Consider the following 23,360-nt stretch of genomic DNA (forward strand, 5'->3'; position numbering starts at 1 on the left):
GGCCGAATACATTGATGCAGCTCTCACGTTTGTCACTCTGCCAACATCATCTTGCGACGCACGGCCGGACCATACAATTGGCACTTCTCGGACTCAGTGCTCTGCTCCTGCAGATCGAGTGGCTCTACCTTGCTCTGAAGCTGCTCGGCGGCACCTATCTTCTCTATCTCGGCATTCGCATCTGGCGCGGCGCCGCCGATCCTGTGACTGTTCCGGAGACGCATGTCTTCGATAAAGCTGAGAAAGCATCCTTTTTGCGATCTTTTTCCTTCGCGTTCGTGACTCAGATCAGCAATCCGAAAACCGCCATCGTGTACGCCGGTATCTTTGCAGCCCTGCTTCCTGCTTCTCCGCCCGCATGGATGCTGATGGTGCTGCCGCCGCTGATTTTCCTGGTGGAAGCCGCCTGGTACGCGACCGTTGCCTTCGCCTTCTCCGCACACGGCCCCCGCTCGATCTACCTCAAGTTCAAGCACTGGGTTGATCGCGCGGCCGGTGCCATCATGGGCGGTTTGGGGCTGAGCCTGATGGCAGAAGGCTTCGGGCTTCAAAAATCCTAGCGGTTACCGACGGTCGAGGGCACTTGAACGTCATCAAGGGAAGGAGCGGCCTTCCGCTCCCGTTCCTGCGCCCGGTCGAGCACCGCCATCATAGCGTCGAGCTCCTCAGGCGTGAGATCGCGGATCTCCCGCGCCAGGCGGTTCGCCAGCAGCGTCGCCTTTGGGTCGGTGTTGGCCGTGTCGATCTTCACCCGGGGATCGGAAAGGTCGGCGAGGCGCGTGAGCTCGTCGGCCTCGTCCCAGATAATGTGGAAGTACTGCAGCACGCCCTGGATCAGCGTCCAGGTCGGCTTGCCGCGTTCGCCGCGCTCCAGCGCCGAGAGATAGGCGCTGGAGACGCCGAGATGGGCGGCCATGTCCTTCAACATGCGCCCGCGCTCCTGGCGCAGCTGCCGCACCCGTTCGCCGAAGGGAGTCATGCGTTTACCCCACACCCCGCCGCCGGCGGAGCCTGACATAGAGTGCACCGGATCCGCCGTGCTGGGGAGAGGCCTCCTCGAAACCCACCACCAGGTGGCGCAGGTCGGGCAGGCGCAGCCAGTGCGGCACCATGCGCTTGAGAACCCCGCGCTCCTCGAACAGGCCGTTGCTCACCGCCGCACCGCCCTTGCCGGTGATCACGAGGACGAGCGCGTGGCCGGAGCCCTGTGCGCGGTGCAGGAAGCTCAGGAGGGCGAAATGGGCCTCCTCCTGGCGCATCCCGTGCAGGTCGATGACGCTGTCCACGTCCTTGCGGCCGCGACGCAGGGCCTGGAGCGTCTTGCGCTCCACGGGAGCCAGCGGCGGCATGGCGGGTTTGGCCGGAGCCGGAAGAGGGGGCAGGGCCGGGGATGATGAGACGGCGGCAGGCATGGGGGCCGGCGCCTCGCCGGGCTCCGGTTCAGGGGGCAGGGCTTTGCCCTGCATGGGCTTCACGTGCCGGGCCACATGGGACCAGAGCCGCTTCTCCTCGGGGCTGAGTTGGCGGGTGCGGCTTTTGCGGGTCATGAACGGGGTTTGGGCTCAAGGACCACGAAGCGCACCGGGTGGCGCAGGAGCCCGGCCTGGCGCCCCGCCTCCTCGCCGCTGCCGAAGAAGAAATCGCCCCGGGCCGGGCCGACGATAGCCGAGCCCGTATCCTGGGCGATCATGAGCCGCCGAAGCGGCTCCGCCTGTTCGAGCGTCAGCGGAAGCTGCCCGTCGAGCCAGACCGGCAGCCCATAGGCCCAGAGCGACCGGTCGACGGCGAGGCTCCGGCCGGGCACGAGCGGATGGCCTGCCCCCCCGATGGGGCCGTCCTCCGGCGCCAGCTCCGCAGCCTCGCGGAAGAAGATGTAGGATCCGTTCTGCCGCATCAGGGCCTTGGCCGGCTCCGGGTGGTCCTTCAGCCAGCCCATGAGCTTGGCGAGCGTCATGGATTCCAGGTCCATTGCGCCCTGCTGCACCAGCAGCCGGCCGATGGACGTGTAGGGGCGGCCGTTGCGGCCCGCATAGGCCACCCGCATCACCGAGCCGTCGGTCAGGCGGATGCGGGCCGAGCCCTGCACATGGATGATGAAGGCCTCGCCCGGCTCGCGAAGCCAGACGATAGGCCGGGCGAGATCGCCTAAGGCACCGTCCTCGATGGCGGCGCGATCCGGATAGGGCGCGTAGCCGTTGGCCGTGCGCCGTGCCGCCTGAAGGCCCTTCTCGATCCCCGGCAGGGTCTCGCCCTGAGGAATCGTGACGAGGTCCTGGGGCCGGTCGAGCAGGGGAACCCTGTAGGTGGCGTCCGGGGTGCGCGAGCCCTCGAATTCGGGCTCGTAATAGCCCGTGAGAAAGCCGCCGCCCGTGTGGGGCACGACCAGGCGGGGCCGGAAATGCGTCTCGAAGAAGCGCTTCGCCTCGGCCCTGCCAGCGTCGGGCGTCTTCAGAGCCTCACGGCAGATGGCGAGAAGGTCCCTTTGAGGCGCCTGTGCCGGCCGCAGCTCGGCGGATGCCGCATCAACGGCCCGGCAGGAGCGCAGGAAGGCCCGGTAAGCCGCCGCGTGATCGTCCGCGTCCCAGCCGGCGAGGTCCGCAAAGGCGAGGGGCTCCAGGCGCGCAAGGTCCTTCAGGCCCGTTCCGGCCGCGGCACCGGACATGCTCAGCGTCCAGATGTTGAGGCTGGCAAGGAGACAGGCGAAAAGGACCCGCCCGGCATGGATCATTGCCCCGCTTCGGTCGCCACGAGCAGCCAGTTGGGATCGCGGCTGCCCAGGGTGCGCGCGAAGGTCCACACGTCGGTGACGTCGGCCACGGTCTCGAGGCTGCCGTCCACCACGGCCCCGGAGGTATCGCGGGTGGCGGTGATCAGCTTGGACAGGAAGCGCACCACGATTTGGGCGTTCTTGCCCTGGAGCTCGGCCCCGGCCATCTCGGCCTTGTCGATGGACACGAAGGTGGTCTCCACCGTCTCGCCCCGGCGCTCACGTTCGGTGATCGCCCGCTCGAAGCCTTCATAGACCTCGCGGGAGAGCAGATCCTTGAGGGTGTTGCGGTCGCCCTGCGCGAAGGCCGTGACGATCATCTCGTAGGCGGACTTGGCTCCCTCCAGGAATTCGGCGGGGTGGAAATCCGGCTCGATGCGGACGATGCCGTCCAGCGCCTGGGCCGTGGGCGAACCGGGCTCGGCGATGCCCTTCCAGCGCTCGGCCGGAGGAACTTCGGCGGCGGGACGCGGGCCGTTGGCCCCGGGAAGGCGCACCACATTGTGATCGGGCTCGGCCGGCGCGTTGCCCGGGCGCAAGGGGGCATCCCGGCGTGCCATCGGATCGAAGGGCGGCTGTTCGTTCCCGGTCTTCTGCCCCAGCACGGAGCGGAGGCGCCAGATCACGAAGACAGCGAGAACAATGAAAATGAGGGTCGTGATGTCGAAGGAATCCTGCATCGTCGATCCGTTGTGAGCCTGCCCGCGCCCGGTTGTCGCCGGGCGTTGTTTTGAGGAGGCGAAGGTGTCATCCTTCGCATATGGGGTCTTGAGGTCGTAACATCCACCTCTGCCCCCGACAAGCGAATGAGTTGGCTCAAAATCTTGCTTCCCGCATGAGAAGCATGGTAGCGCGAAGATCCATGGCCCGCCGCCGCAGCCACTTCGCTCGACGAGGTGTTCCGCCCGGGCTCGACGAGACAACCTCCTAGGGAGCATGAAACCATGGCCGAGAATGCGGCAAACAACGGAGCGCCCTCGCTCAACGCCCTTGCGCAGTACTGCAAGGATTTCTCCTTCGAGAACCCCAACGCGCCCCGCTCCCTGCAGCAGCAGACGGAAGGTCCGCAGATCAACCTGCAGGTGAACGTGAACGCCAAGCAGCTCGCCGAGGCCGATTTCGAGATCGACCTGACCCTCGAGGGCGATGCCAAGATCGGCGGCAAGGACGTGCTGTTCGCCTTCGAGCTCACCTATTCGGGCGTGTTCCGCATCCAGAACATCCCGCAGGACCAGCTGCACCCGGTGGTGATGATCGAGTGCCCGCGCCTGCTCTTCCCCTTCGCCCGCCAGATGGTGGCCGATGCGGTGCGCAACGGCGGCTTCCCGCCCCTCTACATCGACCCGATCGACTTCGTGGCCCTCTACCGCCAGCGCGCCGCAGAGGTGCAGGGGCAGGAGAACGGCGCCCAGACGCTGTCGTAAGCTGACGCGCGGGAACTGGTTTTTTCAGATCGGGCGAGGCGAAGGCTTCGCCCGATCTTCTTTTTGCGGTTGACGCCCGCTGCGTTATAGCTCGGCCTGCATGTTACACAATTCCGATCGTTGATGGACAAGTCTCGCTTCTTCACTTCGCCATTAAGCGATGGCGCGCGCTCATTCGAGGTTGTGGTGCATGAAGCGGCACAGCCCTCCCGCTCGGTCTTGTTCGCTGCCGCTCGGGGTGGGGATCCGCGGCGCCACCTTCCGCTGCTGCACGCTCTCGCGCAGCAGGGCTGTACGGTGATAGCGCCGCATTTCGAGCCGTTGGCATCCCCAGTGCCCCGCGAGGATGAGCTGCAGGCGCGAGCGCGCAGCCTTGAAGTGGCTGTTCGCACGTTCGCGCGAGAGCGCCTTCCGGTCGCCGGAATAGGTCATTCGATCGGTGCCACGATGGTGCTCGTGATGGCGGGAGGCCGTGCTCAGACGCTTGCCGGACAGACGGTATCCATAGCGCCGAAATTCAACTTCGACCGTTTGGTGCTTTTCACCCCGGCCATGGATTTCTTTCGGGCGCCGGGCGCCCTGGAGGCAGTTGATGCGCCGATCCTCGCATGGGCCGGGGCAAAGGATACGGTGACCCCTCCGGCGCAGGCGGCATTCCTGAAAGAAGCGCTGGAACCGAGATCACCGGTCGAGATTCGCGTGGTGGAAGAGGCCGGCCATTTCACCTTCATGCACGAGCTGCCGCCCCACATCACGGATCCGTATCCTGACCGGAACGCGTTTCTGGCCTCCCTTACCGACGGTGTTTGCCGCTTCGTGATGAGCTGATGCCCGGGCGCTCGTCGGAACACGAGGGATCCCGTCTCAAGAAGCCTCCGGCTTCGTCTCGCCGAGATACTCGTTCCAGATCGCGCTCGGTCCGATGGACTGGATGAAGGCCTCGTGGGCGGCGCGCTCGGCCTCCGTCAGGCGGGAGATCAGGGTGCGTGGCCGCGCCTCCCGGGCAGCCCGTTCCGCCGCGGCGGCACTGCGACGGGCGGTCGGCTGCAGGGAAAGGTCGAAGCCCACCTGCCGGCCGCCGATCAGCTCGATATAGACTTCGGCCAGGATCTCGGCGTCGAGGAGCGCCCCGTGCTTGGTGCGCCGGGAATTGTCGATCCCGTAACGGGTGCAGAGCGCATCGAGGTTGTTGGCCGCGCCCGGGTGCCTGCGCCGGGCCACGGCCAGCGTGTCGACCGCATCGGCCAGGTTGAACTGCCGGTGTCCGGTGCGGGCGAATTCCGCATTCAGGAAGCCGATGTCGAAGGCGGCATTGTGGATGACGAGGCGGGCATCGCCGATGAAGTCGGCGAACTCGTCCGCAATCGCCGCAAAGACCGGCTTGTCGGCCAGGAACTCGTCGGAGAGCCCGTGGACCGCGAAGGCTCCCGGGGAGACCGGGCATTCCGGGTTGATGTAGACGTGATAATTCTTCCCCGTGGGGATGTGGTTGAGCATCTCCACGCAGCCGATTTCGATCACCCGGTCGCCGCTGGCATGACTGGTACCGGTGGTCTCGGTGTCGAGAACGATTTCACGCAACATCATAAAAACTCTTCATCAAAAGCGGCGGTGCCGTCCGGGACGGCCGGCGAGGCAGGCGAGAATGGAGCGCACCTGCGCCTCGGCGGAGGCAAAGCCGCGGCTGGTGTCGACCAGGAAATGCGCCCGGGCGCGCTTGTCGGCGTCGGGCATCTGCTTGGCCAGGATGGCAGAAAATTTCTCCGCCGTCATGCCGGGCCGGGCGAGCACCCGCTCACGCTGCACGCCGGGCGGCGCCGTGACCACGAGCACCGCATCGCAGCGCCTGTCGCCTCCGGTCTCGAACAGCAGGGGAATGTCCAACACGGCGATGGGCGCCAGAGCGGAAACCCGTGCAAGAAAATTCTCCTCTTCCTCCCGCACCAGGGGATGCACGATGGTTTCGAGCTGCTTCATGCGCGTCGGATCGTTCAGAACGGCGGCACCGAGCTTGGTGCGGTCGACGGCGCCGTCCGTCACGGTGCCGGGAAACGCCTGTTCGATCAGGGGCGCGGCACGGCCGCGATAGAGCCGGTGCACGGCGGCATCGGCGTCGTGGACCGGAACGCCGAGTTTGCGGAAGAGACCGGCCGTGGCCGATTTGCCCATGCCGATGGAGCCGGTGAGGCCGAGCACGAAGGTCATCGGGCCGTCTCGAGATCGGCCAGGATCAGGGCCCGCAGCTCCGGCGTGACCTCGGGCGTGACGCCGAACCAGCGGCGGAAGCCCGGCACCGCCTGGTGCAGCAGCATCCCGAGACCGTCCACAACTCTCAGGTTCTGTGCGGCCGCGGCCGTGAGAAGGGGCGTTTCGAGGGGCACGTAGACGATGTCGGCCACCACGGCGCTGCGGGGCGCGCGGGAGAGGTCGATGGCCAAAGGCGGCTGGCCGGCCATGCCGAGCGACGTGGTGTTGACGATGAGCTGGGCATGGGGGATCACCCGCGCGAGCGCCTCCCAGGCGGCGGTCTCGATCAGAACCGAGCTGCCCGGCCTGAGATCGCGGGCGAGATCCTCGGCCTTCGACCCGGTGCGGTTCGCCACGAAGATGCGCTTGAGGGGCCGGTCCTGAAGGCCCGCCACCACGGCTCGGGCGGCGCCGCCTGCGCCGAGCACGAGGGCGGTGTCCACATCCTGTTCCCACCCTGTCCCCAGCGTGGCATCGAGATTGCCGATGAAGCCGAGCGCATCCGTGTTGTCGCCCCAGAGCACGCCGTCCTCCACCCAGAGTGTATTGACCGCTCCGACCCGCTGGGCCCGCTCGGTTCTACGGCCGACGCCGAGAAAGGCCGCCTCTTTGTGCGGCAGCGTCACGTTCCCACCCGCGAAGCCCTGCGCATGGAAGCCCGTCAAGAAATCCCCGAAATCCACAGGCGCCACGTCGATGCGCTCGTAGGTTCCGTCGAGGCCGTAAGCGTTCAGCCAGTGGCCATGGATCAGCGGCGAGCGGGAATGCTTGATCGGATGGCCGACGACGAAGGCCTTCGTCATGAATTCTTGTCCCAGAGCATCGTGCGGACCCGGAGGGCCGCGTTAACGATGCTCTCAATCCAAGAAGAATGCATCGGATTCAATCCCAAAAGTGGAATCCACTTTTGGGTTCGAGGCTTCAAAGAGCCAGGCAGCCGAGGCGGCGCAGGGCGGCGAGAAGCGGAAGCATGGGGAGGCCCAGGATGGTCGAATGGTCGCCCTCGACCGCCTCGAACAGATGGATGCCGAACCCTTCGAGCTGGTAAACGCCGACGCTCTTGAGCACGTCGGGACCGGCGAGGTCGAGATAAAGGTCGATGGCCTCGTCCGTCAGCGGCCGCAGGGTGAGGCGGGCGCGCTCCGAGAACCGCTCCACAATCTGCCCGCCGACCGCAAGGGCTCCGGCGGAATGAAGGGAGTGCTCGCGGCCGGCGAGGCGCTCGAGCTGAAGACGGGCTTCCCCGCGATCCGCCGGCTTGTGAAACACCTGCCCGTCGCAGGCGAGCACCTGGTCGGCCCCGAGCACCACCCGGTCCGGGTGGCGGCGGCTGACCGCCAGGGCCTTTTCCGCCGTAAGGCGTGCCGCAAGGGATGGCGGGTCGAGGCCCTCATGGGCGGCCGCTTCCTCGACGGCTCGCTCGTCGATGCCGGAGCCTTGCGTCTCCACCGGGAGTCCTGCGCTCACGAGCAGGGTCAACCGGGTGGCGCTGGTGGAGGCCAGCAGCAGCTTTTCCGAAGGGGTCCAGAGGGCGGGCATGGCTTATTCCGCGCTGAGCCGCTGGCGGCGGTCGCGGTGCAGATCGATGATCGCCGCCGCCGTCTCCTCGATGGAGCGCCGGGTCACATCGATCACCGGCCAGCCGTTGCGGGCAAAGAGCCGCCGGGAGGCCGCCAGCTCCTCGGCCACCGCCTCGCGGTCCACGTAGGAGGTATCGTCGTCGGCGTTCAGGCTGAGCAACCGGTTCTGCCGGATCTGCACGATGCGCTCCGGGGTCGCCACGAGGCCGACGATCAGCGCGGTCTTGGCCGTCTCCAGGATCGCCGGCGGCGGCACGCCGGGCACGAGGGGAATGTTGGCGGTCTTGAGCCCGCGATTGGCGAGATAGATGGAGGTGGGCGTCTTCGAGGTCCGGCTCACGCCGACCAGGATCACGTCCGCATCGTCGAGATCGTGCGGCAGGTGCCCGTCGTCGTGCAGGAGCGTGAAGTTCATGGCGTCGATGCGCTTGAAATATTCGGCGTTCAGCATGTGCTGCGCGCCGGGACGCGCCGTCGAGTGCGTGCCGAGATAGGAGGAGAGCAGGGCATGCACCGGCTCGAGCACGGAGAGATAGGGCGAGCCGGTGGCGCGGCAGACTTCCTCGAGCCGACTGGCGAGGTCCTGTTCGACCAGGGTGTAGAGCACGATGCCGGGCGCGGTCTCGATCTCGTGGAGCACGCGCTCGAGCTGGGTGGTGGAGCGCACGAGCGGATAGACGTGCTCGATGGCGGCCACGCCCTCGTATTGCGCCACCACCGCGCGGGCGACGGTGATGAGCGTTTCGCCCGTCGAGTCGGAGACGAGATGGAGATGGAAATAGCTGCGTCCCACGGCCCGATGCCTCCATGAAAAGGAGTCGATCAGTGTGGATAAAACGCTCAGGGGAAGAGGTCCAGCAAAAGGGCCTGTGGGATTCGGCCGATCCCATCAACAAGGCTCCCCGTTGTGCGAGTCTCAAAACCTCAACTTGGGAGAATCCGGCACGAATCAGGGCCAAGAATTCGATTCAGGTTTGGTTAACCTTCGTTAACGGGCTGTTAAGATTTAAGATTTCGGAAAGGATTGTGGCGGACCCGCCCCATCCGTTAATGAACCCTTAAGCCCTCGGGCGATGTGGACCGCCTGTGGACGGGGTTGCGGCTTCGTGATTCACGGCCCAAGAGAAACATCAGATTCTTAGATTCAAAGATTATTCTTTTAAGAGAGGGCCTGTGAGCGAGCGTCCCACCAAAGCGATCCTGCGTGTGCTGAACGGCGAGCCGGTCTGGCCCTTGCCGATCTGGATCATGCGCCAGGCCGGCCGCTATCTGCCGGAATACCGGGAGACCCGTCGCCAAGCCGGCTCCTTCCTCGATCTCTGCTACAATCCGAAGCTTGCCGAGGAGGTGACGCTTCAGCCGATCCACCGCTTCGGCTTCGATGCCTCGATCCTGTTCTCCGACATCCTGGTCATCCCCCATGCGCTCGGCCAGGATGTGCGCTTCGTCGAGAACGAGGGGCCGAAGCTCGATCCGATCACCGAAGCCAAGGATTTCTCCAGGCTGGCCGACGAGCTGCCGCTGGAGCGGCTCGATCCCGTGTTCGAGACCCTCGACCGCCTGAGCAAGAGCCTGCCGAAGGAAACCACGCTGCTGGGCTTCTGCGGCGCGCCCTGGACGGTGGCGAGCTACATGATCGCCGGCAAGGGCACCCCGGACCAGGCGCCGGCCCGCATCACCGCCTATCGCGATCCGGCCTTCATGGATGCGCTCATCGACCGGCTGGTGCGCGCCTCCACGGCCTATCTCATCCGCCAGATCGATGCGGGCGCGGAGGCCGTGCAGATCTTCGAGAGCTTCGGCTCGGCCCTTCCGCCGGCGCTCTTCGACCGCCTGTCGCTCAACCCGATCCGCCGCATGGTGGAGGGCCTCAAAGCGGCGCGGCCGCAGGCCAAGGTGATCGTGTTCGTGCGCGGCGGCGGCGCCAATCTCCACCGCTTCGCCGCGGCCGGGATCGGCGACGGGCTGGCGCTCGACTGGACCCTCGATCCGGCCGTCGTGCTCCCGACCCTGCCGAACACGCTCGCCACGCAGGGCAACCTCGATCCGCTCGCCCTGATCGCCGGCGGACAGCCGCTGGAGCAGGGGATCGATCACATCCTCCAGGCGGTGCGCGGGCGTCCGCATATCTTCAATCTCGGGCACGGCATCCTGCCGGAGACCCCGGTCGAGCACGTGGCGCAGATGATCGCCCGCGTCCGGGGGGCGTGAGGCAATGCTGTATCTCTGGCTCAAGGCGTTCCACGTCATCGCGGTCATCGCCTGGATGGCCGGCATGCTCTACCTGCCGCGCCTGTTCGTCTATCATTGCGACGCACCGAAGGACTCGATCCAGTCCGAGACCTTCAAGATCATGGAGCGGCGCCTGCTCAAGGCGATCATCAACCCGGCCATGATCGTCACCTGGGTGCTCGGCCTCTATCTCGTCTGGGACGGCGGCTGGTACACCTCCGGCTGGCTGCACGCGAAGGTGCTGCTGGTGGTGATCCTGTCCGGCCTGCACGGGGTCTATGTGCGCCGCCTCAAGGAATTCGCCGCCGACCGGAACACGCGCCCGGCGAAATACTATCGCATCCTCAACGAAGTGCCGACCGTGCTGATGATCGGCATCGTGATCCTGGTGATCGTGAAGCCGTTTTGATTTGGGCTCCGGCAGTGTCATTCCCCTCAGCTCCGGCCGGGAATGACACTGCGGCTACCCGATCCGGATCTGGGCTGCGTCCAGGATGACGCTCACGAAGGTTGTAATCCAAAGCCTCTTGAGACTTGTCCGGAAAAAGGCTACATAAGAGTTCTCTTCCTCAAAGACAGGTGCGCTGCACGGGCCCTCAGGGCTCTCCAGTCACGGTTCGTGAACCCGGCGGCCCTGTCCAACGTTTTCCTCAATCTCCCCGCGTCCAGCCCTTCCTGCCCGCGACCTTACCCCGAGAGTGTTCCCCGATGAGGGAAATCAAGCTTCAAGACCTGAAATCCAAGACGCCGACCGAACTCATCGCCTTCGCCGAGGAGCTCGAGGTCGAGAACGCGAGCACCATGCGCAAGCAGGAGCTCATGTTCGCCATCCTCAAGCAGCTGGCGGCGCGCGAGGTGGAGATCATCGGCGCGGGCGTCGTCGAGGTGCTGCAGGACGGCTTCGGCTTTCTGCGCTCGGCCGATTCGAACTACCTGCCCGGTCCCGACGACATCTACGTGTCGCCCTCGCAGATCCGAAAGTTCGGCCTGCGCACCGGCGACACGGTGGACGGCCCGATCCGCGGCCCCAAAGAGGGCGAGCGCTACTTCGCGCTGCTCAAGGTCAACACCATCAATTTCGAGGATCCGGAGAAGATCCGGCACAAGGTTCACTTCGACAACCTGACGCCGCTCTTCCCGCACGAGCGCTTCAACCTCGAAATCGCCGATCCGACGCGAAAAGATTTCTCGCCGCGCATCATCGACATCGTGTCGCCCATCGGCAAAGGCCAGCGCGCCCTCATCGTGGCGCCGCCGCGCACGGGTAAGACCGTGCTGATGCAGAACGTGGCGCAGTCGATCACCACCAACCACCCCGAGTGCTACCTCATCGTGCTGCTCATCGACGAGCGCCCGGAGGAAGTCACCGACATGCAGCGCTCCGTGAAGGGCGAGGTCGTGGCCTCCACCTTCGACGAGCCGGCGACCCGCCACGTGCAGGTGGCCGAGATGGTGATCGAGAAGGCCAAGCGCCTCGTGGAGCACGGCCGCGACGTGGTGATCCTGCTGGATTCCATCACGCGCCTCGGCCGCGCCTACAACACGGTGGTGCCGTCCTCCGGCAAGGTGCTCACCGGCGGTGTGGACGCCAACGCCCTGCAGCGCCCGAAGCGCTTCTTCGGTGCGGCGCGCAACATCGAGGAGGGCGGTTCGCTCACCATCATCGCGACCGCGCTGATCGACACCGGCTCGCGCATGGATGAGGTGATCTTCGAAGAGTTCAAGGGCACCGGCAACTCGGAAATCATCCTCGACCGCAAGGTCGCCGACAAGCGCACCTTCCCGGCCATCGACATCACCCGCTCGGGCACCCGCAAGGAAGAGCTGCTGGTCCCGGCCGACACGCTCAAGAAGATGTACGTGCTGCGCCGCATCCTCAACCCGATGGGCACGGTGGACGCCATCGAGTTCCTGCTCGACAAGCTGCGTCAGACCAAGTCGAACCAGGACTTCTTCGACTCCATGAACACCTGATCGGAACACCTGAGGCGGACCATCCGCCTGCGGAATTCCCACCCCATCCTCCGGTCTGGAGGGTGGGGTTTTTTGTTGCCGCTCACGAACCGTGGCTGGGAGGGAACCTGCACCGTTAGCTTGAGCGTTGAGTCGGCATGCTGAACTGGTTGCTGACGATCTGGGACAATCTCAGAACAAGCCTGTGGCTGATCCCATCCGGTTTGAGTGCTGTGGGAGTCGGCCTCGCGGCCACCTTGCTCTGGGTGGATGCGGGTAACGGATTCGAGGATCAGGCGCATTGGTGGATCAACAGCGGCGATGGGCAGGATGCCCGCAATCTCATCTCCACTCTGCTCACCGCCGTCATCACCATGGCCAGCATGGCCTTCTCCGTGACGGTTGTGGCGATCACCCTGGCGGCCAATTCTTATGGCCCGCGGCTCATCCGCATTTTCCGGTCCGATCTGCGAACCCAGATCGTGCTCGGCATCTTCTCGATGACCATCGTGTACAATGTGATCGTGCTGCGCTCGATCCACGGCAATGCGCCCATGCCGCAGGTGCCGCATGCCTCCGTGACCGTGGGCACGGTTCTGTCCCTCATCTGCGTTCTGGCGCTCATCACGTTTATCCAGGGGGTGGCCCGTCTGGTGGTGGCCGACGAGGTTGTGCGGCGGGTGCGCCGGGAACTGCACGATGCCGTGGAGGATCTTCCGAAGCTCGACGGGCGTCCGCCGGAGCACGCCTCTCCTGACCTCCCCCCCGATTTCGACGAGAAGGCGGAGCAAATCGAGCTGCCTTACGGAGGCTATGTCCAGGCCATCGACTACGACGAGATCCTCGAATGGACCGAGAAGCACGACGTCGTCGTGCGGCTTGATTTCCGCGCCGGCGATTTCATCGTCAACGGCGACAAGCGCGTTCTGGTCTACCCGCCGACCGGCGAACCTATGAAGGTCCGCGAGGAGATCGGCGCGTTCATCGTCAGCGGTGACGAGCGCACCCCGACCCAGGATCTGGAGTTTCCCATTCGCCATCTGGTGGAGGTGGCCCTGCGTGCCCTTTCGCCGGGGATCAACGATCCCTTCACCGCGACCGTCGTGGTCGACCGGTTGCGGGCAGGCCTCTCCGAGGTCATGGGGCGGTGCCTTCCCGCCGAGACCGTGCGCGACCGTGCGGGACGTGTCCGCATCCATCGGCAGGTCACCACCTACGAGGGGATCTTCGACGCGGCCTTCCATCAGATCCGCCAGGCCGCGTCCACCCATCCGGCGGTGCTGATCCACATGCTCGAAGCCATCCGGCGTCTTGCCGAGCATATCCGTCTGGAGGAGCAACGCGATGGGCTCATCCGCCACGCCCATCTGATCAAGGCGGCCGCCGAGCGCGACGTGGCCGAACCCGCGGACCGCAACGATGTCGCGCACAGCTTCCTGAAGGCGATCGAAGCCTGCGGGAAGGCGAGGGCTGAAGCTGCGGCCGCGTCAGAACACTCCCAGGAACGCCAGCACGATCAGGGTCAGCACGGCTGAAACCAGCAGCGAGCCCGCGCAGCCCATGCGGTTCGAGAAGAAAAAGAACATCGGCGCTCCTGTGTTGTCCGAGACCCTTGCATCCTCATGGCTTGGAGCCCTGACTGAAGATGCCGCTGGCCAACACAACGCCCAGAGTCGCCAAAACTATCCCGGTCCAGGCCGCGGGATTTGGGATTTCTTTCAAAACGGGAATGGCGATCAGGGCCGCGAGCACGATGGACAGGGGCGACACCGCTGCCGCACGGGACGCGCCGAGGCGGTCGATGGCGATGCCGTAGAGCACGATGCCGGCAACGCCCGCCACCAATCCCTGAAGAACGGCCTGGAGGAGAATCGGTCCGCCCAGGCCGTCGCCGAGGGCCCGGACCAGCGGCGGCAGGCCGAAGGGGAGGAGGCCCAGGAAGGACCAGAGGGCGATCAGGGCTGCGGCCTGGAACGCCGACAGGCCGGAGCGGCGATAGGCATGGGTGTAGACGCCCCACAGGCAGGCGCCGGTGAGGAGCAGAAGATGGCCGCGCCAGGCACCGTTGCCGGCAAACAGCACGCCATACCCGCCGATGCAGACGACCCCGGCCAGGATGAGGCCGAAGCCGAGAACCCGCATGCCTCCGATCCGCTCCCCGAAGACCAGCCAGCCGATGAGGGCCACGAAGAGCGGCATGGTGCCGGGCAGGAGCGGGCCGATCTCCGCCGCCGGGGCAAACTGCATGCCCCACGCCACGATGAGGAAGAACGGGGCGCCCGAGCCGAGGAGCCCGAGGGCCTTCAAGGGACTCAGGTCCTTGGGGTAGAGGCCGATCCGCCAGCTGAAAGGAATCAGCACCAGGGCCGGCACCCCGAAGCGCAGCACGCCGACGGCGGCGGGCGGCAGGTCGTGCGTGACCGCGTGGCGGGTGGCGACGGCCCAGAGCGCCCAGATCGTCACGGTGGCGAGCGCCGCCAGCCAGCCGAGAAGCGCAGGGCGGGCGGAGGGGCGCGGCGTTGTGCAGGCGATGTCGGACATGGCAAGGCTCCTTTGCCCAGGAGCATAGGCTTGCGGGGCAGGGCATGTCCTTGCGAAGTTCGGCTTGCAGGGTGCATGTTCTTGGCAGAAAATTGCGCCGGTGCGGAGTTGCGGTGAGCCTATGCCCTACATCGACCTCGACGGAATCGACCTGCGGATCCTCTCGGCCCTGCAGGCGGACGGGCGCCTGACCAACCAGGAGCTGGCCGATCAGGTCGGGCTGTCTCCCTCGCCATGCCTGCGCCGGGTCCGCCGCCTCGAGCGGGACGGCTTCATCCGCACCTACCGGGCGGTGCTCGACCGGGAATCGGTCGGCCTCGGGCTCACGGTCTTCGTGGAGATCAAGGTCGAGAAGCATTCCCGCGACAATGCGCAGGCGCTCCAGGCGGCGCTCCAGGCCATGCCCGAGGTGGTGGCCTGCCACATGGTCTCCGGCACCGCCGACTTCATGGCCGAGATCGTGGTGCCGAACCTGAAGGCCTATGAGCGTCTCCTCACCGAGACGCTCCTGACCCTGCCGATGATCGGCGACATCCGCTCCAACTTCGCCCTGACCCGGGTGAAATCCGACGCGGCTCTTCCGCTGACGCATCTGAAGCGGGAAGGGGCGAAACCGGAGCCGGATTGCTGAGGCAGAGGCCTATGCCGGACTGCCGGGATCCGACGCCATCATCTCCCGCACCCGCGCCTTCAATCCCTCCGCATCCCTGACCGGCAGCGAGCAGCGCTGGCCGGCGCAGACGAGGGCCTGGGCCTCCACGCCCGAGGCCGCGAGGGCTTTGGCCGGGTGGTTCTCGTCCAGGGCTTCGCCTTCGCGCAGCAGCCGGACGCTGCGGTCGGGATAGGGAACCTGCAGGGCCGCTTCATGGAGGGCTTGCACCTTGTTTCCCGTGACGACGATGCTCAGGCCCCTCAGGTGCAGGTCGAGGGCGTTGAGGATCGAGGTGTGGCTCAAGGGGGAGGAGCGGGCGACGCCGATGAGCCGACTCACGATGTCGCCCGCACGTTGGATGTCGTCCTCGGCCTCCGTGATCTGCGCCAGGCGCACGAGGGCCTCGGCGAAGACCCCGTTGGCGTTCGGCACCGCCTCGTCATGAACCGGCTGGGGACGGACAACGAGCGGGTCCGCTCCCTGGGCGGTCATCGCGAGGCAGCCGGTCTCCTCCACCATGAACTCGGCGAGCAGGACGTCACGCCAGGTTTGCGCATCCCGGAGATAGGAGGCATCCGACGTGGCCTCGAACAGCGCGAGCGCCGCGCGCATCATGGCGGCATGATCAAGGGCGAAGCCCGGGAAGATCAGGGAGCCGCCGCGCCAGGAATGGCCGAGCTGGCCCTCGCGGCTCATGAACTCGGACACGAAACGGTAGGCCCGCTGTGCGAGGGCGATCCAGTCAGGCCGGCCGAGCAGGGGAGCGGCCCGCACGAGGGCGCCGATCATCAGGCCGTTCCAGTCGGCCAGCACCTTGTCGTCGAGGCCGGGCCGCACCCGCGACGCCCGCCGCTCCAGGAGCTTTGCCCGCATGCCGGCCAGCCGCTCCTCCACGGCGGGCGGTGCCTCGCCGGAGATCAGCCGGTTCGGGATGTTGTGACCCTCGAAGTTGCCCTCCTGGGTGATGTCGTAGACGCGGGCGAAGAAGGCCGCATCCTCCTCGCCCAGCACCTCCCGGATCTCGGCCAAGCTCCACACATAGAACCGGCCCTCCTCGCCCTCCGAATCCGCGTCGAGGCTGGACGCGAAGGCACCCTCCGGCGTGGTCATCTCCCGTTCGAGCCAGGCGACGATTCCCTCCGCCGCCTGCCGGAAGAGGGGGCGGCCGGTCTCCGCGAAGCCCAGCGCATAGAGCTCCAGGAGCTGGGCATTGTCGTAGAGCATCTTCTCGAAATGCGGCACCAGCCAGCGCTCGTCGACGGAGTAGCGGGCAAAGCCGCCGCCGAGGTGATCCTGGATGCCGCCGAGCGCCATGCGCTCCAGGGTCAGCAGGAAGCGATGCCGCGCTGCGCCGTCGTTATTGCGGCGGGCATAGCGCAGGAGAAATTCGAGGATCGGCGGATTGGGGAATTTCGGCGCGCCCTGAAGCCCGCCATGCTCCGTGTCGATCAGCTCCGTCAGGCGCAGGCCCATGCGGTCGAGATCGGCCAGCCCCAGGGTGCCGCCGCCGCCCGTCTCCACCTTGGCAAGGTGCTGCTTGATCGCGTCCCTGTTCTTGAGGATGCGCTCGGGCTCGCCGTGATAGAGGCGGCTGATCTCGCGCAGCACCTGGATGAAGCCGGGGCGGCCGAAGCGCGGCTCCTTCGGGAAATAGGTGCCGCCCCAGAACGGCTCGCCCTCCGGCGTCAGGAACATGGTGAGCGGCCAGCCGCCGGGCTCGCCCAGGAGGTGCAGGGCGCTCATGTAGACATGGTCCACATCGGGCCGCTCCTCCCGGTCGACCTTGATATTCACGTAGAGCTCGTTCATCACCTCGGCGACGTCGGCGTCCTCGAAGCTCTCATGGGCCATCACATGGCACCAGTGGCAGGCGGCATAGCCGATGGAGATCAGGATCGGCTTGCCCTGAAGCCGGGCCTCGGCCAGGGCCTCCGGTCCCCACTCCCACCAATGGACAGGATTGTCCCGGTGCTGCAGGAGATAGGGGGACGAGGCATCCTTCAGGCGGTTCATCTTTCCTGCTCCTGATCCCGGGGCAACCCGGCGGACTGATCGATCCGCATACGGATTGGTCCCGGATGCCTTTGATTTAGGGCTTCTCCAAGGTTAAGTCCTGTTCTCCTCACGAGGTTCACGCATGCGGTCTGACGACACGATCTTCGCCATCGCCTCCGGCCAGGGCCGCGCCGCCGTGTGCCTGATCCGGATCAGCGGGCCCGAGAGCCGGGCGATCCTGCAGGCGATGACCGGGGGCGTGCCGGCGGCGCGTCGAGCGGTGGTGCGGACCTTGCGCGATCCCGTGTCGGGCGAGCCCCTGGATCAGGCGCTCGTGCTCTGGATGCCGGGGCCGGGGAGCTTTACCGGCGAGGACCAGGCCGAGCTGCACATCCACGGCGGCCTGGCGACCCGCGCCGCCGTGCTACGCGCGCTCTCCTCCATCGCAAACTGCCGTCCGGCGGAAGCCGGCGAGTTCACCCGCCGCGCCTTCCTCAACGGCCGGATGGATCTGTCCCAGGTCGAGGGCCTGGCCGACATCATCGACGCCGAGACAGAGGCGCAGCGCCGGCAAGCGATGCTCCAGCTCGGCGGGCGCCTGGGAAATGCCACGGAGGAGTGGCGCGAGAGCATCCTGCGGGTCCTGGCGCTCCTCGAGGCGAGCCTCGACTTTTCCGACGAGGGCGACGTGCCGGAGGATCTGGAGGTCGAAATCCTGCGCATGATCGACGGCATCCAGGAGGAGATCGGCCGGGCGCTCGCCAACCGCAGCGGCGAGCGGCTGCGCGAGGGTCTCACCGTGGTGCTGGCAGGCCCGCCCAATGCCGGCAAGTCGACCCTCCTGAATGCCCTCGCCCGGCGGGATGTGGCCATCGTATCGCCCATCGCCGGCACGACCCGTGACGTGATCGAGGTCCATTGCGACCTCGGCGGCCTGCCGGTGATCATCGTCGATACGGCGGGCCTGCGTGAGAGCGCCGACCTGATCGAGCAGGAGGGCGTCTCCCGCGCCCGCGCCCGCGCGCAGGATGCGGACCTCGTGCTCTGGCTGGTGCCGCCGGACGGGGAGGGGAGTGCGCCGCCTCCCGCGCGGCGCCTGCTCAAGGTAGGGACGAAAGCCGACCTGCAGCCTTTCAGGCAGGATTGCGATGTGATGGTCGCGGCCGCCACAGGCGAGGGTCTGCCGGAACTGATCGCCCGCCTGGAGGCAGAAGCCGCGAGCCTGATGGGGCAGGGGGATGCGGTCATCACCCGCGAGCGCCATCGAAAAGCCTTAGGCAGAGCCCATGAAGCGCTGGTTCGCGCGCGCGCCATGCTGGTCGGCCGGGGACCCTTGGAACTGGCTGCCGAAGAGGTGAGGCTGTCGGCCAGGGCCATCGGCGAGATCACCGGCCGGGTGGATGTGGAGGACGTGCTGGATCGGCTGTTCTCCAGCTTCTGCATCGGCAAATAGGCAGGCCCGCGGGGCGCCGATAACCATTTGGCGAATCTGTGCGAGTCCTGATTTCGGCTGTTCACGAATCGGTGGAACGGTGCTGAATCCGCTCTGGATAGCCTGTGGACGGGCTGTGCGGAGATGGGGATCGCCCAAAATGTTTCACGTGAAACATTTTGCCCTTTTGACCTCCGACCCGCCGCTGCGTAGACCCCTGTTATGGAAAGCGTCATGAGTTCTTTGTTCAATGTGATCGTCGTGGGCGGCGGCCATGCCGGGGCCGAGGCGGCTGCGGCGGCTGCGCGCGTGGGCGCCCGCACGGCCCTGGTCACGCACAAGCTCTCGACCATCGGCGCCATGTCCTGCAACCCGGCCATCGGCGGCCTCGGCAAGGGCCATCTCGTGCGCGAGATCGATGCCCTCGACGGCATCATGGGCCGTATCGCCGACCGGGCCGGCATCCAGTTCCGGCTCCTCAACCGCCGCAAGGGCCCGGCGGTGCGCGGGCCGCGCACCCAGGCCGACCGCAAACTCTATGCCCGCGCCATGCAGGCGGAGCTTCTGAACACGCCGAACGTCACCATTGTCGAGGGCGAGGCGGATGACCTCATCGTGCAGGACGGGCGGATCACCGGCCTGCTGCTCACCGATGGGCGCCAGCTCGCCGCCGGCGCCGTGGTTATCACTACTGGAACCTTCCTGTCGGGCCTGATCCATATCGGCGAGAAGAAGATCCCGGCTGGCCGCATGGGCGAGCGCCCGTCGCTCGGCCTGCCCAAGACCTTTGCCCGGCTTGGCTTCACCCTCGGACGCCTCAAGACCGGCACCCCGCCCCGCCTCGACGGCCGTACTATCGACTGGGCCGGAATCGACAAGCAGGCGGCGGACGACGAGCCGGTGCCGTTCTCCCTGCTGACCACCCGCATCACCAACCCGCAGATCGAATGCGGCGTCACCCGCACGACGGCCAAGGTCCACGACCTCATCCGGGACAACCTGCACCGTTCGGCCATGTATTCGGGCGAGATCCAGGGGACGGGGCCGCGCTACTGCCCCTCCATCGAGGACAAGGTGGTGCGCTTCGGCGACCGGGACGGGCACCAGATCTTTCTGGAGCCGGAAGGCCTCGATGACATCACCGTCTATCCCAACGGGATCTCCACCTCCCTGCCTGAGGATGTGCAGCTCGCCTTCCTCAAGCATATCCCCGGCCTGGAGAAGGTGCATATGCTCCAGCCGGCCTATGCCATCGAGTACGACTACGTCGATCCGCGCAACCTGACGGCCGGGCTCGAGACCAAGGCCGTCCAGGGGCTGTTTCTCGCCGGCCAAATCAACGGCACCACCGGCTACGAGGAGGCGGCGGCTCAAGGGCTCGTCGCCGGTCTCAACGCCGCCCGCCGGGCTGCCGGCCAGGAGTCCGTCGTGTTCGACCGGGCCGAGTCTTATATCGGCGTGTTGGTCGACGACCTGATCACCCGCGGCGTGAGCGAGCCCTACCGCATGTTCACCTCCCGGTCCGAGTACCGTCTGAGCCTGCGCATCGACAATGTGGACGAGCGGCTGACTGGCAGGGGCCTGGAGATCGGCTGCGTCGGATCCGAGCGCGAGGCGCATTTCCGGCGCTCTCAAGGCGAGATCCGGGAGACCCGGCAGCGGCTTCAGGCCCTTGCCCTCACCCCGCAGGAAGCGGCGCGGCATGGGCTGGAGCTGAACCAGGACGGCATCCGCCGCTCCGCCTACCAGCTTCTCTCCTACCCGAACATCGGCTGGTCCGACCTGACGCGGGTCTGGCCCGATCTGGCGGCTGTGAGCGCTCCCGTCCGCGAGCGCCTGGAGACCGATGCCACCTATGCGGTTTATCTCGACCGGCAGCAGGCCGACATCGCCGCCTACCGGCGCGACGAGAGCGTGGTGCTGGAGGACGGCATCGATTTCCAGGGCCTGCCGGGCCTCTCCAACGAGATTAAGGCCAAGCTCGTTCTGGTGCGCCCGAGGACCATCGGCCAAGCCGCCCGGATCGAGGGAATCACCCCGGCCGCCCTGACGCTCCTGGCGGCCTTTGCCCGTAAGGGGCAGGCGAGAGCGGCCCGCACAGTCGGCATGGTGCAGCCATGACCCCGGCGGTGACGGCGTCCGACCTCAATGTTTCACGTGAAACATTCGAGAAGCTTGAGCTCTTAGAGCGGGAGCTTCGCCGCTGGCAGGCGATCAAGAACCTCGTCGGTCCCGCGACCCTCGACCGGATCTGGGAGCGCCATATCGTCGATTCGCTCCAGCTTCTCGATCTCGCCCCCGAAGCCAGAACATGGCTGGACCTCGGTTCCGGGGCCGGTTTTCCGGGCCTCGTCCTCGCCATCGCGGGGGCAGAGAGGGGGCTGAAGGTTCACCTCGTGGAGAGCAATTCGCGTAAATGCGCCTTCCTCCGGCACATCGCCCGTCTCACGGAATCGGCTGCCACAGTGCATGAGGCGCGGCTGGAAACCGTCATTCCCGGCTTCGTCGGCAAAGCCGATGTGGTCTCGGCGCGAGCCCTGGCGGCGCTGCCGCAGCTCCTGGACTGGACCGCGCCTTTGTTGAAAGCGGGGACAATCGGCCTGTTCCCCAAGGGCCGCGACGCCGAGATCGAATTGACCGAGGCTCGGAAAAAGTGGACATTCGAGGCGGAGACCCTGCCGAGCTTGACCGACTCTGAAGCCAGGATTCTTCGCATAACCTCCATCGAGAGCCATTCATGATGACCGACCGCAACGGACCCGAAGCAGGCGCGCGTGGGGTGAAGCCGCGCGTTCTGGTGCTCGCCAACCAGAAGGGCGGCGTCGGCAAGACCACGACGGCGATCAACCTCGGCACGGCACTGGCCGCCATCGGCGAGAGGGTGCTGATCGTCGATCTCGACCCGCAGGGCAACGCCTCGACGGGTCTCGGCATCGACCGCAAGAACCGGCAGACCTCCACCTATCACGTGCTCGCCGGCGAAGCGTCCCTGGAGGAGAGCATCACCGAGACCGTGGTGCCCGGATTGTCGGTCGCGCCCTCGACTCTCGACCTCCTCGGGATCGAATTGGAGATCGCCAATGAGCGCAACCGCGCCCATCGGCTTCGCTCCGCGATTCAGGAGCTATCTGGCTCCGAGGTAAGCGAACCTTTTACCTATATTTTGATCGATTGCCCGCCATCGCTCAATCTTTTGACCATCAATGCCTTGACCGCTGCTGACGCTGTTCTGGTACCCCTCCAGTGCGAATTTTTTGCTCTGGAAGGTCTCAGCCAGCTGCTCAAGACGGTCGAGCAGGTCCGTTCCGCCCTCAACCCGGAGCTGACGATCCACGGAGTCGTGCTGACCATGTTCGACCCGCGCAACAACCTGTCGGGACAGGTGGTGGCCGATGTGCGCCAGTTCATGGGCAACAAGGTCTACGAGACCATGATCCCGCGCAACGTGCGCGTGTCCGAGGCGCCGTCCCATGGCAAGCCGGTTCTGCTCTACGACCTGAAATGCGCCGGCTCGCAGGCCTATCTGCGGCTGGCCTCCGAAGTCATCCAGCGCGAACGCGCGCTGCGCGCCGCCTGAGAGTTTGAGAGACCGCAATGGCTAAAGAGATGAAATCGCTGGGCCGTGGACTGGCCGCCCTCATCGGCGAGGTCGGCGAGGAGATGGGCAATCTCGAGCGCAAGGGCTACACGCCGAAATCCGTGCCCGTGGAGTTCCTGCGCGCGAACCCGCGCAACCCGCGAAAGGTGTTCGACGACACGGACCTGAGCGAGCTGACCCAGTCCATCAAGGATCGCGGCATCATCCAGCCCATCGTCGTCCGGCCCCTGCCCAACCACAGGGACGAATACGAGATCGTCGCCGGCGAGCGTCGCTGGCGCGCGGCCCAGAAGGCCGGGCTGCACCGGGTGCCGGTGGTGGTGGTCCAGATCGACGACAAGACCTCGCTCGAGTATGCGATCCTCGAGAACGTCCAGCGCGCCGATCTCAACCCCATCGAGGAGGCGGAGGGCTATTCGCGCCTGATGGCCGAGTTCTCCTACACGCAGGAAAATCTCTCCAAGATCATCGGCAAGAGCCGCAGCCACATCGCCAACATGCTGCGCCTCACCGAGCTGCCGGCTCCGGTGCGCAAGTTGCTCATCGACCGCAAGCTCACGGCCGGCCACGGCCGCGCCCTGCTCTCCGTAAACGACCCGGTCCAAGTGGCCAAGCGCGTCCTCGACGAGGGCATGAGCGTGCGCCAGGTCGAGGAGATCGCGCAGAGCGACACAGGCAACCCATCGAAGGCTGCCGCCAAGGCGGCCAAGCCCGGCGCGGCGGAGAAGGACCCCGACACCCGCGCCCTCGAAAAGGCCCTGCAGGACGTGCTCGGCCTCACGGTGAGCATCGATCACAAGGGCCAGGGCGGCGAATTGCGCATCAAATACAAGACCTTGGACCAGCTCGACGGGTTGTGCCGGCGGTTGAATCCTTAAAAAGCTGAACTGCGCCCGATTATCTTTAGGGGAATTGGGCGCAGTTCATGTGTAACCAAGG

General features: G+C 66.2%; 25 protein-coding genes. 13 read left to right on the forward strand and 12 right to left on the reverse strand.

Annotated features, from left to right (window positions below; genetic code table 11):
* Window positions 1-560, forward strand: a 560-nt coding sequence (locus JAO75_RS21645) for a LysE family translocator (protein ID WP_199051258.1), incomplete at its 5' end; no start/stop codon positions are given.
* Here the strand turns inward: JAO75_RS21645 and JAO75_RS21650 are convergent.
* The 4 genes from JAO75_RS21650 to JAO75_RS21665 all read right to left on the reverse strand — a co-directional run bounded on the left by JAO75_RS21650 (window position 557) and on the right by JAO75_RS21665 (window position 3,447).
* Entirely contained in the window at window positions 557-979 is a 423-nt protein-coding gene (locus JAO75_RS21650; RefSeq protein ID WP_199051259.1) for a helix-turn-helix domain-containing protein, read from the reverse strand. The two genes, JAO75_RS21645 and JAO75_RS21650, sit on opposite strands and share 4 nt — an antisense overlap.
* 4 nt (window positions 980-983) lie before the next feature.
* Window positions 984-1,547: a Smr/MutS family protein gene (locus JAO75_RS21655; protein ID WP_199051261.1), complete on the reverse strand. Its 564-nt coding sequence runs from the start codon at window positions 1,545-1,547 to the stop codon at window positions 984-986.
* The gene (mltA, locus tag JAO75_RS21660) at window positions 1,544-2,662 is read right to left on the reverse strand and encodes a murein transglycosylase A (RefSeq protein WP_246742646.1); all 1,119 of its coding nucleotides are present in this window, start codon (window positions 2,660-2,662) and stop codon (window positions 1,544-1,546) included. Before mltA ends, JAO75_RS21655 begins: the two co-directional genes overlap by 4 nt.
* A gap of 62 nt (window positions 2,663-2,724) precedes the next feature.
* Window positions 2,725-3,447 (reverse strand): Tim44/TimA family putative adaptor protein, encoded by a 723-nt coding sequence (locus tag JAO75_RS21665; protein ID WP_199051265.1) that lies wholly within the window; start codon window positions 3,445-3,447, stop codon window positions 2,725-2,727.
* Between the two features lie 264 nt (window positions 3,448-3,711).
* Between JAO75_RS21665 and secB the strand changes: the two genes are divergently transcribed.
* A complete protein-coding gene (secB, locus tag JAO75_RS21670) occupies window positions 3,712-4,191 on the forward strand; it encodes a protein-export chaperone SecB (RefSeq protein WP_199051267.1) in 480 nt (159 codons plus the stop codon).
* A 171-nt stretch (window positions 4,192-4,362) separates the two neighbouring features.
* On the opposite strand, the gene JAO75_RS21675 is transcribed toward secB, so the two are convergent.
* Window positions 4,363-4,623, reverse strand: coding sequence for a hypothetical protein (locus JAO75_RS21675; RefSeq protein WP_199051268.1), 261 nt, complete (start codon window positions 4,621-4,623; stop codon window positions 4,363-4,365).
* Window positions 4,624-4,638: 15 nt separating this feature from the next.
* Here JAO75_RS21675 and JAO75_RS21680 point away from each other — a divergent pair, with 15 nt between their 5' ends.
* Window positions 4,639-5,019 (forward strand): alpha/beta hydrolase, encoded by a 381-nt coding sequence (locus JAO75_RS21680; RefSeq protein WP_199051270.1) that lies wholly within the window; start codon window positions 4,639-4,641, stop codon window positions 5,017-5,019.
* Window positions 5,020-5,055: 36 nt separating this feature from the next.
* On the opposite strand, the gene dnaQ is transcribed toward JAO75_RS21680, so the two are convergent.
* The 5 genes from dnaQ to JAO75_RS21705 all read right to left on the reverse strand — a co-directional run bounded on the left by dnaQ (window position 5,056) and on the right by JAO75_RS21705 (window position 8,811).
* A complete protein-coding gene (dnaQ, locus tag JAO75_RS21685) occupies window positions 5,056-5,775 on the reverse strand; it encodes a DNA polymerase III subunit epsilon (protein WP_199051323.1) in 720 nt (239 codons plus the stop codon).
* A gap of 15 nt (window positions 5,776-5,790) precedes the next feature.
* Window positions 5,791-6,396 (reverse strand): dephospho-CoA kinase, encoded by a 606-nt coding sequence (coaE, locus tag JAO75_RS21690; RefSeq protein ID WP_199051271.1) that lies wholly within the window; start codon window positions 6,394-6,396, stop codon window positions 5,791-5,793.
* Window positions 6,393-7,241, reverse strand: coding sequence for a shikimate dehydrogenase (locus JAO75_RS21695; protein WP_199051273.1), 849 nt, complete (start codon window positions 7,239-7,241; stop codon window positions 6,393-6,395). The genes coaE and JAO75_RS21695 overlap by 4 nt, the downstream gene beginning before the upstream one ends.
* Window positions 7,242-7,359: 118 nt before the next feature.
* Window positions 7,360-7,977, reverse strand: a complete 618-nt coding sequence (locus JAO75_RS21700) for a Maf family protein (RefSeq protein WP_199051276.1) — start codon at window positions 7,975-7,977, stop codon at window positions 7,360-7,362.
* A 3-nt stretch (window positions 7,978-7,980) separates the two neighbouring features.
* On the reverse strand, window positions 7,981-8,811 hold the full coding sequence (locus tag JAO75_RS21705) for a pyruvate, phosphate dikinase/phosphoenolpyruvate synthase regulator (RefSeq protein WP_199051278.1): 831 nt from the start codon (window positions 8,809-8,811) through the stop codon (window positions 7,981-7,983).
* 380 nt (window positions 8,812-9,191) lie between these two features.
* Here JAO75_RS21705 and hemE point away from each other — a divergent pair, with 380 nt between their 5' ends.
* The 4 genes from hemE (at window position 9,192) to JAO75_RS21725 (ending at window position 13,738) form a co-directional block, all read left to right on the forward strand.
* The gene (gene hemE, locus JAO75_RS21710; protein WP_199051280.1) at window positions 9,192-10,229 is read left to right on the forward strand and encodes a uroporphyrinogen decarboxylase; all 1,038 of its coding nucleotides are present in this window, start codon (window positions 9,192-9,194) and stop codon (window positions 10,227-10,229) included.
* Window positions 10,230-10,236: 7 nt separating this feature from the next.
* Window positions 10,237-10,659, forward strand: coding sequence for a protoporphyrinogen oxidase HemJ (hemJ, locus tag JAO75_RS21715; protein ID WP_199051324.1), 423 nt, complete (start codon window positions 10,237-10,239; stop codon window positions 10,657-10,659).
* 299 nt (window positions 10,660-10,958) lie between these two features.
* On the forward strand, window positions 10,959-12,224 hold the full coding sequence (gene rho / locus JAO75_RS21720; protein WP_199051282.1) for a transcription termination factor Rho: 1,266 nt from the start codon (window positions 10,959-10,961) through the stop codon (window positions 12,222-12,224).
* A 137-nt stretch (window positions 12,225-12,361) separates the two neighbouring features.
* Window positions 12,362-13,738 (forward strand): DUF2254 domain-containing protein, encoded by a 1,377-nt coding sequence (locus tag JAO75_RS21725; RefSeq protein WP_199051284.1) that lies wholly within the window; start codon window positions 12,362-12,364, stop codon window positions 13,736-13,738.
* A gap of 85 nt (window positions 13,739-13,823) precedes the next feature.
* Here JAO75_RS21725 and JAO75_RS21730 read toward each other — a convergent pair whose 3' ends face one another.
* Window positions 13,824-14,744, reverse strand: a complete 921-nt coding sequence (locus tag JAO75_RS21730; RefSeq protein WP_199051286.1) for a DMT family transporter — start codon at window positions 14,742-14,744, stop codon at window positions 13,824-13,826.
* A 121-nt stretch (window positions 14,745-14,865) separates the two neighbouring features.
* On the opposite strand from JAO75_RS21730, the gene JAO75_RS21735 reads away from it, so the two are divergent.
* Window positions 14,866-15,375 carry an Lrp/AsnC family transcriptional regulator gene (locus JAO75_RS21735; protein WP_199051288.1) on the forward strand — a complete coding sequence of 170 codons (510 nt, stop codon included), beginning with the start codon at window positions 14,866-14,868 and terminating at the stop codon, window positions 15,373-15,375.
* A gap of 9 nt (window positions 15,376-15,384) precedes the next feature.
* Here JAO75_RS21735 and JAO75_RS21740 read toward each other — a convergent pair whose 3' ends face one another.
* Window positions 15,385-17,409: a thioredoxin domain-containing protein gene (locus JAO75_RS21740; RefSeq protein ID WP_199051290.1), complete on the reverse strand. Its 2,025-nt coding sequence runs from the start codon at window positions 17,407-17,409 to the stop codon at window positions 15,385-15,387.
* 124 nt (window positions 17,410-17,533) lie between these two features.
* On the opposite strand from JAO75_RS21740, the gene mnmE reads away from it, so the two are divergent.
* The 5 genes from mnmE (at window position 17,534) to JAO75_RS21765 (ending at window position 23,299) form a co-directional block, all read left to right on the forward strand.
* Entirely contained in the window at window positions 17,534-18,844 is a 1,311-nt protein-coding gene (gene mnmE, locus JAO75_RS21745; RefSeq protein WP_199051292.1) for a tRNA uridine-5-carboxymethylaminomethyl(34) synthesis GTPase MnmE, read from the forward strand.
* Window positions 18,845-19,057: 213 nt separating this feature from the next.
* Entirely contained in the window at window positions 19,058-20,944 is a 1,887-nt protein-coding gene (mnmG, locus tag JAO75_RS21750) for a tRNA uridine-5-carboxymethylaminomethyl(34) synthesis enzyme MnmG (protein ID WP_246742647.1), read from the forward strand.
* Window positions 20,941-21,564 carry a 16S rRNA (guanine(527)-N(7))-methyltransferase RsmG gene (gene rsmG, locus JAO75_RS21755; protein WP_199051295.1) on the forward strand — a complete coding sequence of 208 codons (624 nt, stop codon included), beginning with the start codon at window positions 20,941-20,943 and terminating at the stop codon, window positions 21,562-21,564. Before mnmG ends, rsmG begins: the two co-directional genes overlap by 4 nt.
* Window positions 21,561-22,400 carry a ParA family protein gene (locus JAO75_RS21760; RefSeq protein ID WP_199051297.1) on the forward strand — a complete coding sequence of 280 codons (840 nt, stop codon included), beginning with the start codon at window positions 21,561-21,563 and terminating at the stop codon, window positions 22,398-22,400. The genes rsmG and JAO75_RS21760 overlap by 4 nt, the downstream gene beginning before the upstream one ends.
* A 17-nt stretch (window positions 22,401-22,417) precedes the next feature.
* The gene (locus JAO75_RS21765) at window positions 22,418-23,299 is read left to right on the forward strand and encodes a ParB/RepB/Spo0J family partition protein (protein WP_199051299.1); all 882 of its coding nucleotides are present in this window, start codon (window positions 22,418-22,420) and stop codon (window positions 23,297-23,299) included.
* The last annotated feature ends 61 nt before the right edge of the window (window positions 23,300-23,360 follow it).

Origin of the sequence: Microvirga splendida (assembly GCF_016427565.1) — a bacterium.
Taxonomy (GTDB): domain Bacteria; phylum Pseudomonadota; class Alphaproteobacteria; order Rhizobiales; family Beijerinckiaceae; genus Microvirga; species Microvirga splendida.

Excerpts from the sequence above, each read along its gene's own strand:
- JAO75_RS21655 (WP_199051261.1), bottom strand. The coding sequence starts at position 1,547 with ATGACCCGCAAAAGCCGCACCCGCCAACTCAGCCCCGAGGAGAAGCGG.
- mnmE (WP_199051292.1), top strand. The coding sequence starts at position 17,534 with ATGCGGTCTGACGACACGATCTTCGCCATCGCCTCCGGCCAGGGCCGC.
- rho (WP_199051282.1), top strand. The coding sequence starts at position 10,959 with ATGAGGGAAATCAAGCTTCAAGACCTGAAATCCAAGACGCCGACCGAA.
- dnaQ (WP_199051323.1), bottom strand. The coding sequence starts at position 5,775 with ATGTTGCGTGAAATCGTTCTCGACACCGAGACCACCGGTACCAGTCAT.
- mltA (WP_246742646.1), bottom strand. The coding sequence starts at position 2,662 with ATGTCCGGTGCCGCGGCCGGAACGGGCCTGAAGGACCTTGCGCGCCTG.
- JAO75_RS21695 (WP_199051273.1), bottom strand. The coding sequence starts at position 7,241 with ATGACGAAGGCCTTCGTCGTCGGCCATCCGATCAAGCATTCCCGCTCG.
- rsmG (WP_199051295.1), top strand. The coding sequence starts at position 20,941 with ATGACCCCGGCGGTGACGGCGTCCGACCTCAATGTTTCACGTGAAACA.
- JAO75_RS21735 (WP_199051288.1), top strand. The coding sequence starts at position 14,866 with ATGCCCTACATCGACCTCGACGGAATCGACCTGCGGATCCTCTCGGCC.
- coaE (WP_199051271.1), bottom strand. The coding sequence starts at position 6,396 with ATGACCTTCGTGCTCGGCCTCACCGGCTCCATCGGCATGGGCAAATCG.
- JAO75_RS21700 (WP_199051276.1), bottom strand. The coding sequence starts at position 7,977 with ATGCCCGCCCTCTGGACCCCTTCGGAAAAGCTGCTGCTGGCCTCCACC.
- JAO75_RS21650 (WP_199051259.1), bottom strand. The coding sequence starts at position 979 with ATGACTCCCTTCGGCGAACGGGTGCGGCAGCTGCGCCAGGAGCGCGGG.
- JAO75_RS21740 (WP_199051290.1), bottom strand. The coding sequence starts at position 17,409 with ATGAACCGCCTGAAGGATGCCTCGTCCCCCTATCTCCTGCAGCACCGG.
- secB (WP_199051267.1), top strand. The coding sequence starts at position 3,712 with ATGGCCGAGAATGCGGCAAACAACGGAGCGCCCTCGCTCAACGCCCTT.
- JAO75_RS21665 (WP_199051265.1), bottom strand. The coding sequence starts at position 3,447 with ATGCAGGATTCCTTCGACATCACGACCCTCATTTTCATTGTTCTCGCT.
- JAO75_RS21725 (WP_199051284.1), top strand. The coding sequence starts at position 12,362 with ATGCTGAACTGGTTGCTGACGATCTGGGACAATCTCAGAACAAGCCTG.
- JAO75_RS21760 (WP_199051297.1), top strand. The coding sequence starts at position 21,561 with ATGATGACCGACCGCAACGGACCCGAAGCAGGCGCGCGTGGGGTGAAG.
- mnmG (WP_246742647.1), top strand. The coding sequence starts at position 19,058 with ATGAGTTCTTTGTTCAATGTGATCGTCGTGGGCGGCGGCCATGCCGGG.
- JAO75_RS21730 (WP_199051286.1), bottom strand. The coding sequence starts at position 14,744 with ATGTCCGACATCGCCTGCACAACGCCGCGCCCCTCCGCCCGCCCTGCG.
- JAO75_RS21675 (WP_199051268.1), bottom strand. The coding sequence starts at position 4,623 with ATGACCTATTCCGGCGACCGGAAGGCGCTCTCGCGCGAACGTGCGAAC.
- JAO75_RS21680 (WP_199051270.1), top strand. The coding sequence starts at position 4,639 with ATGGTGCTCGTGATGGCGGGAGGCCGTGCTCAGACGCTTGCCGGACAG.
- JAO75_RS21765 (WP_199051299.1), top strand. The coding sequence starts at position 22,418 with ATGGCTAAAGAGATGAAATCGCTGGGCCGTGGACTGGCCGCCCTCATC.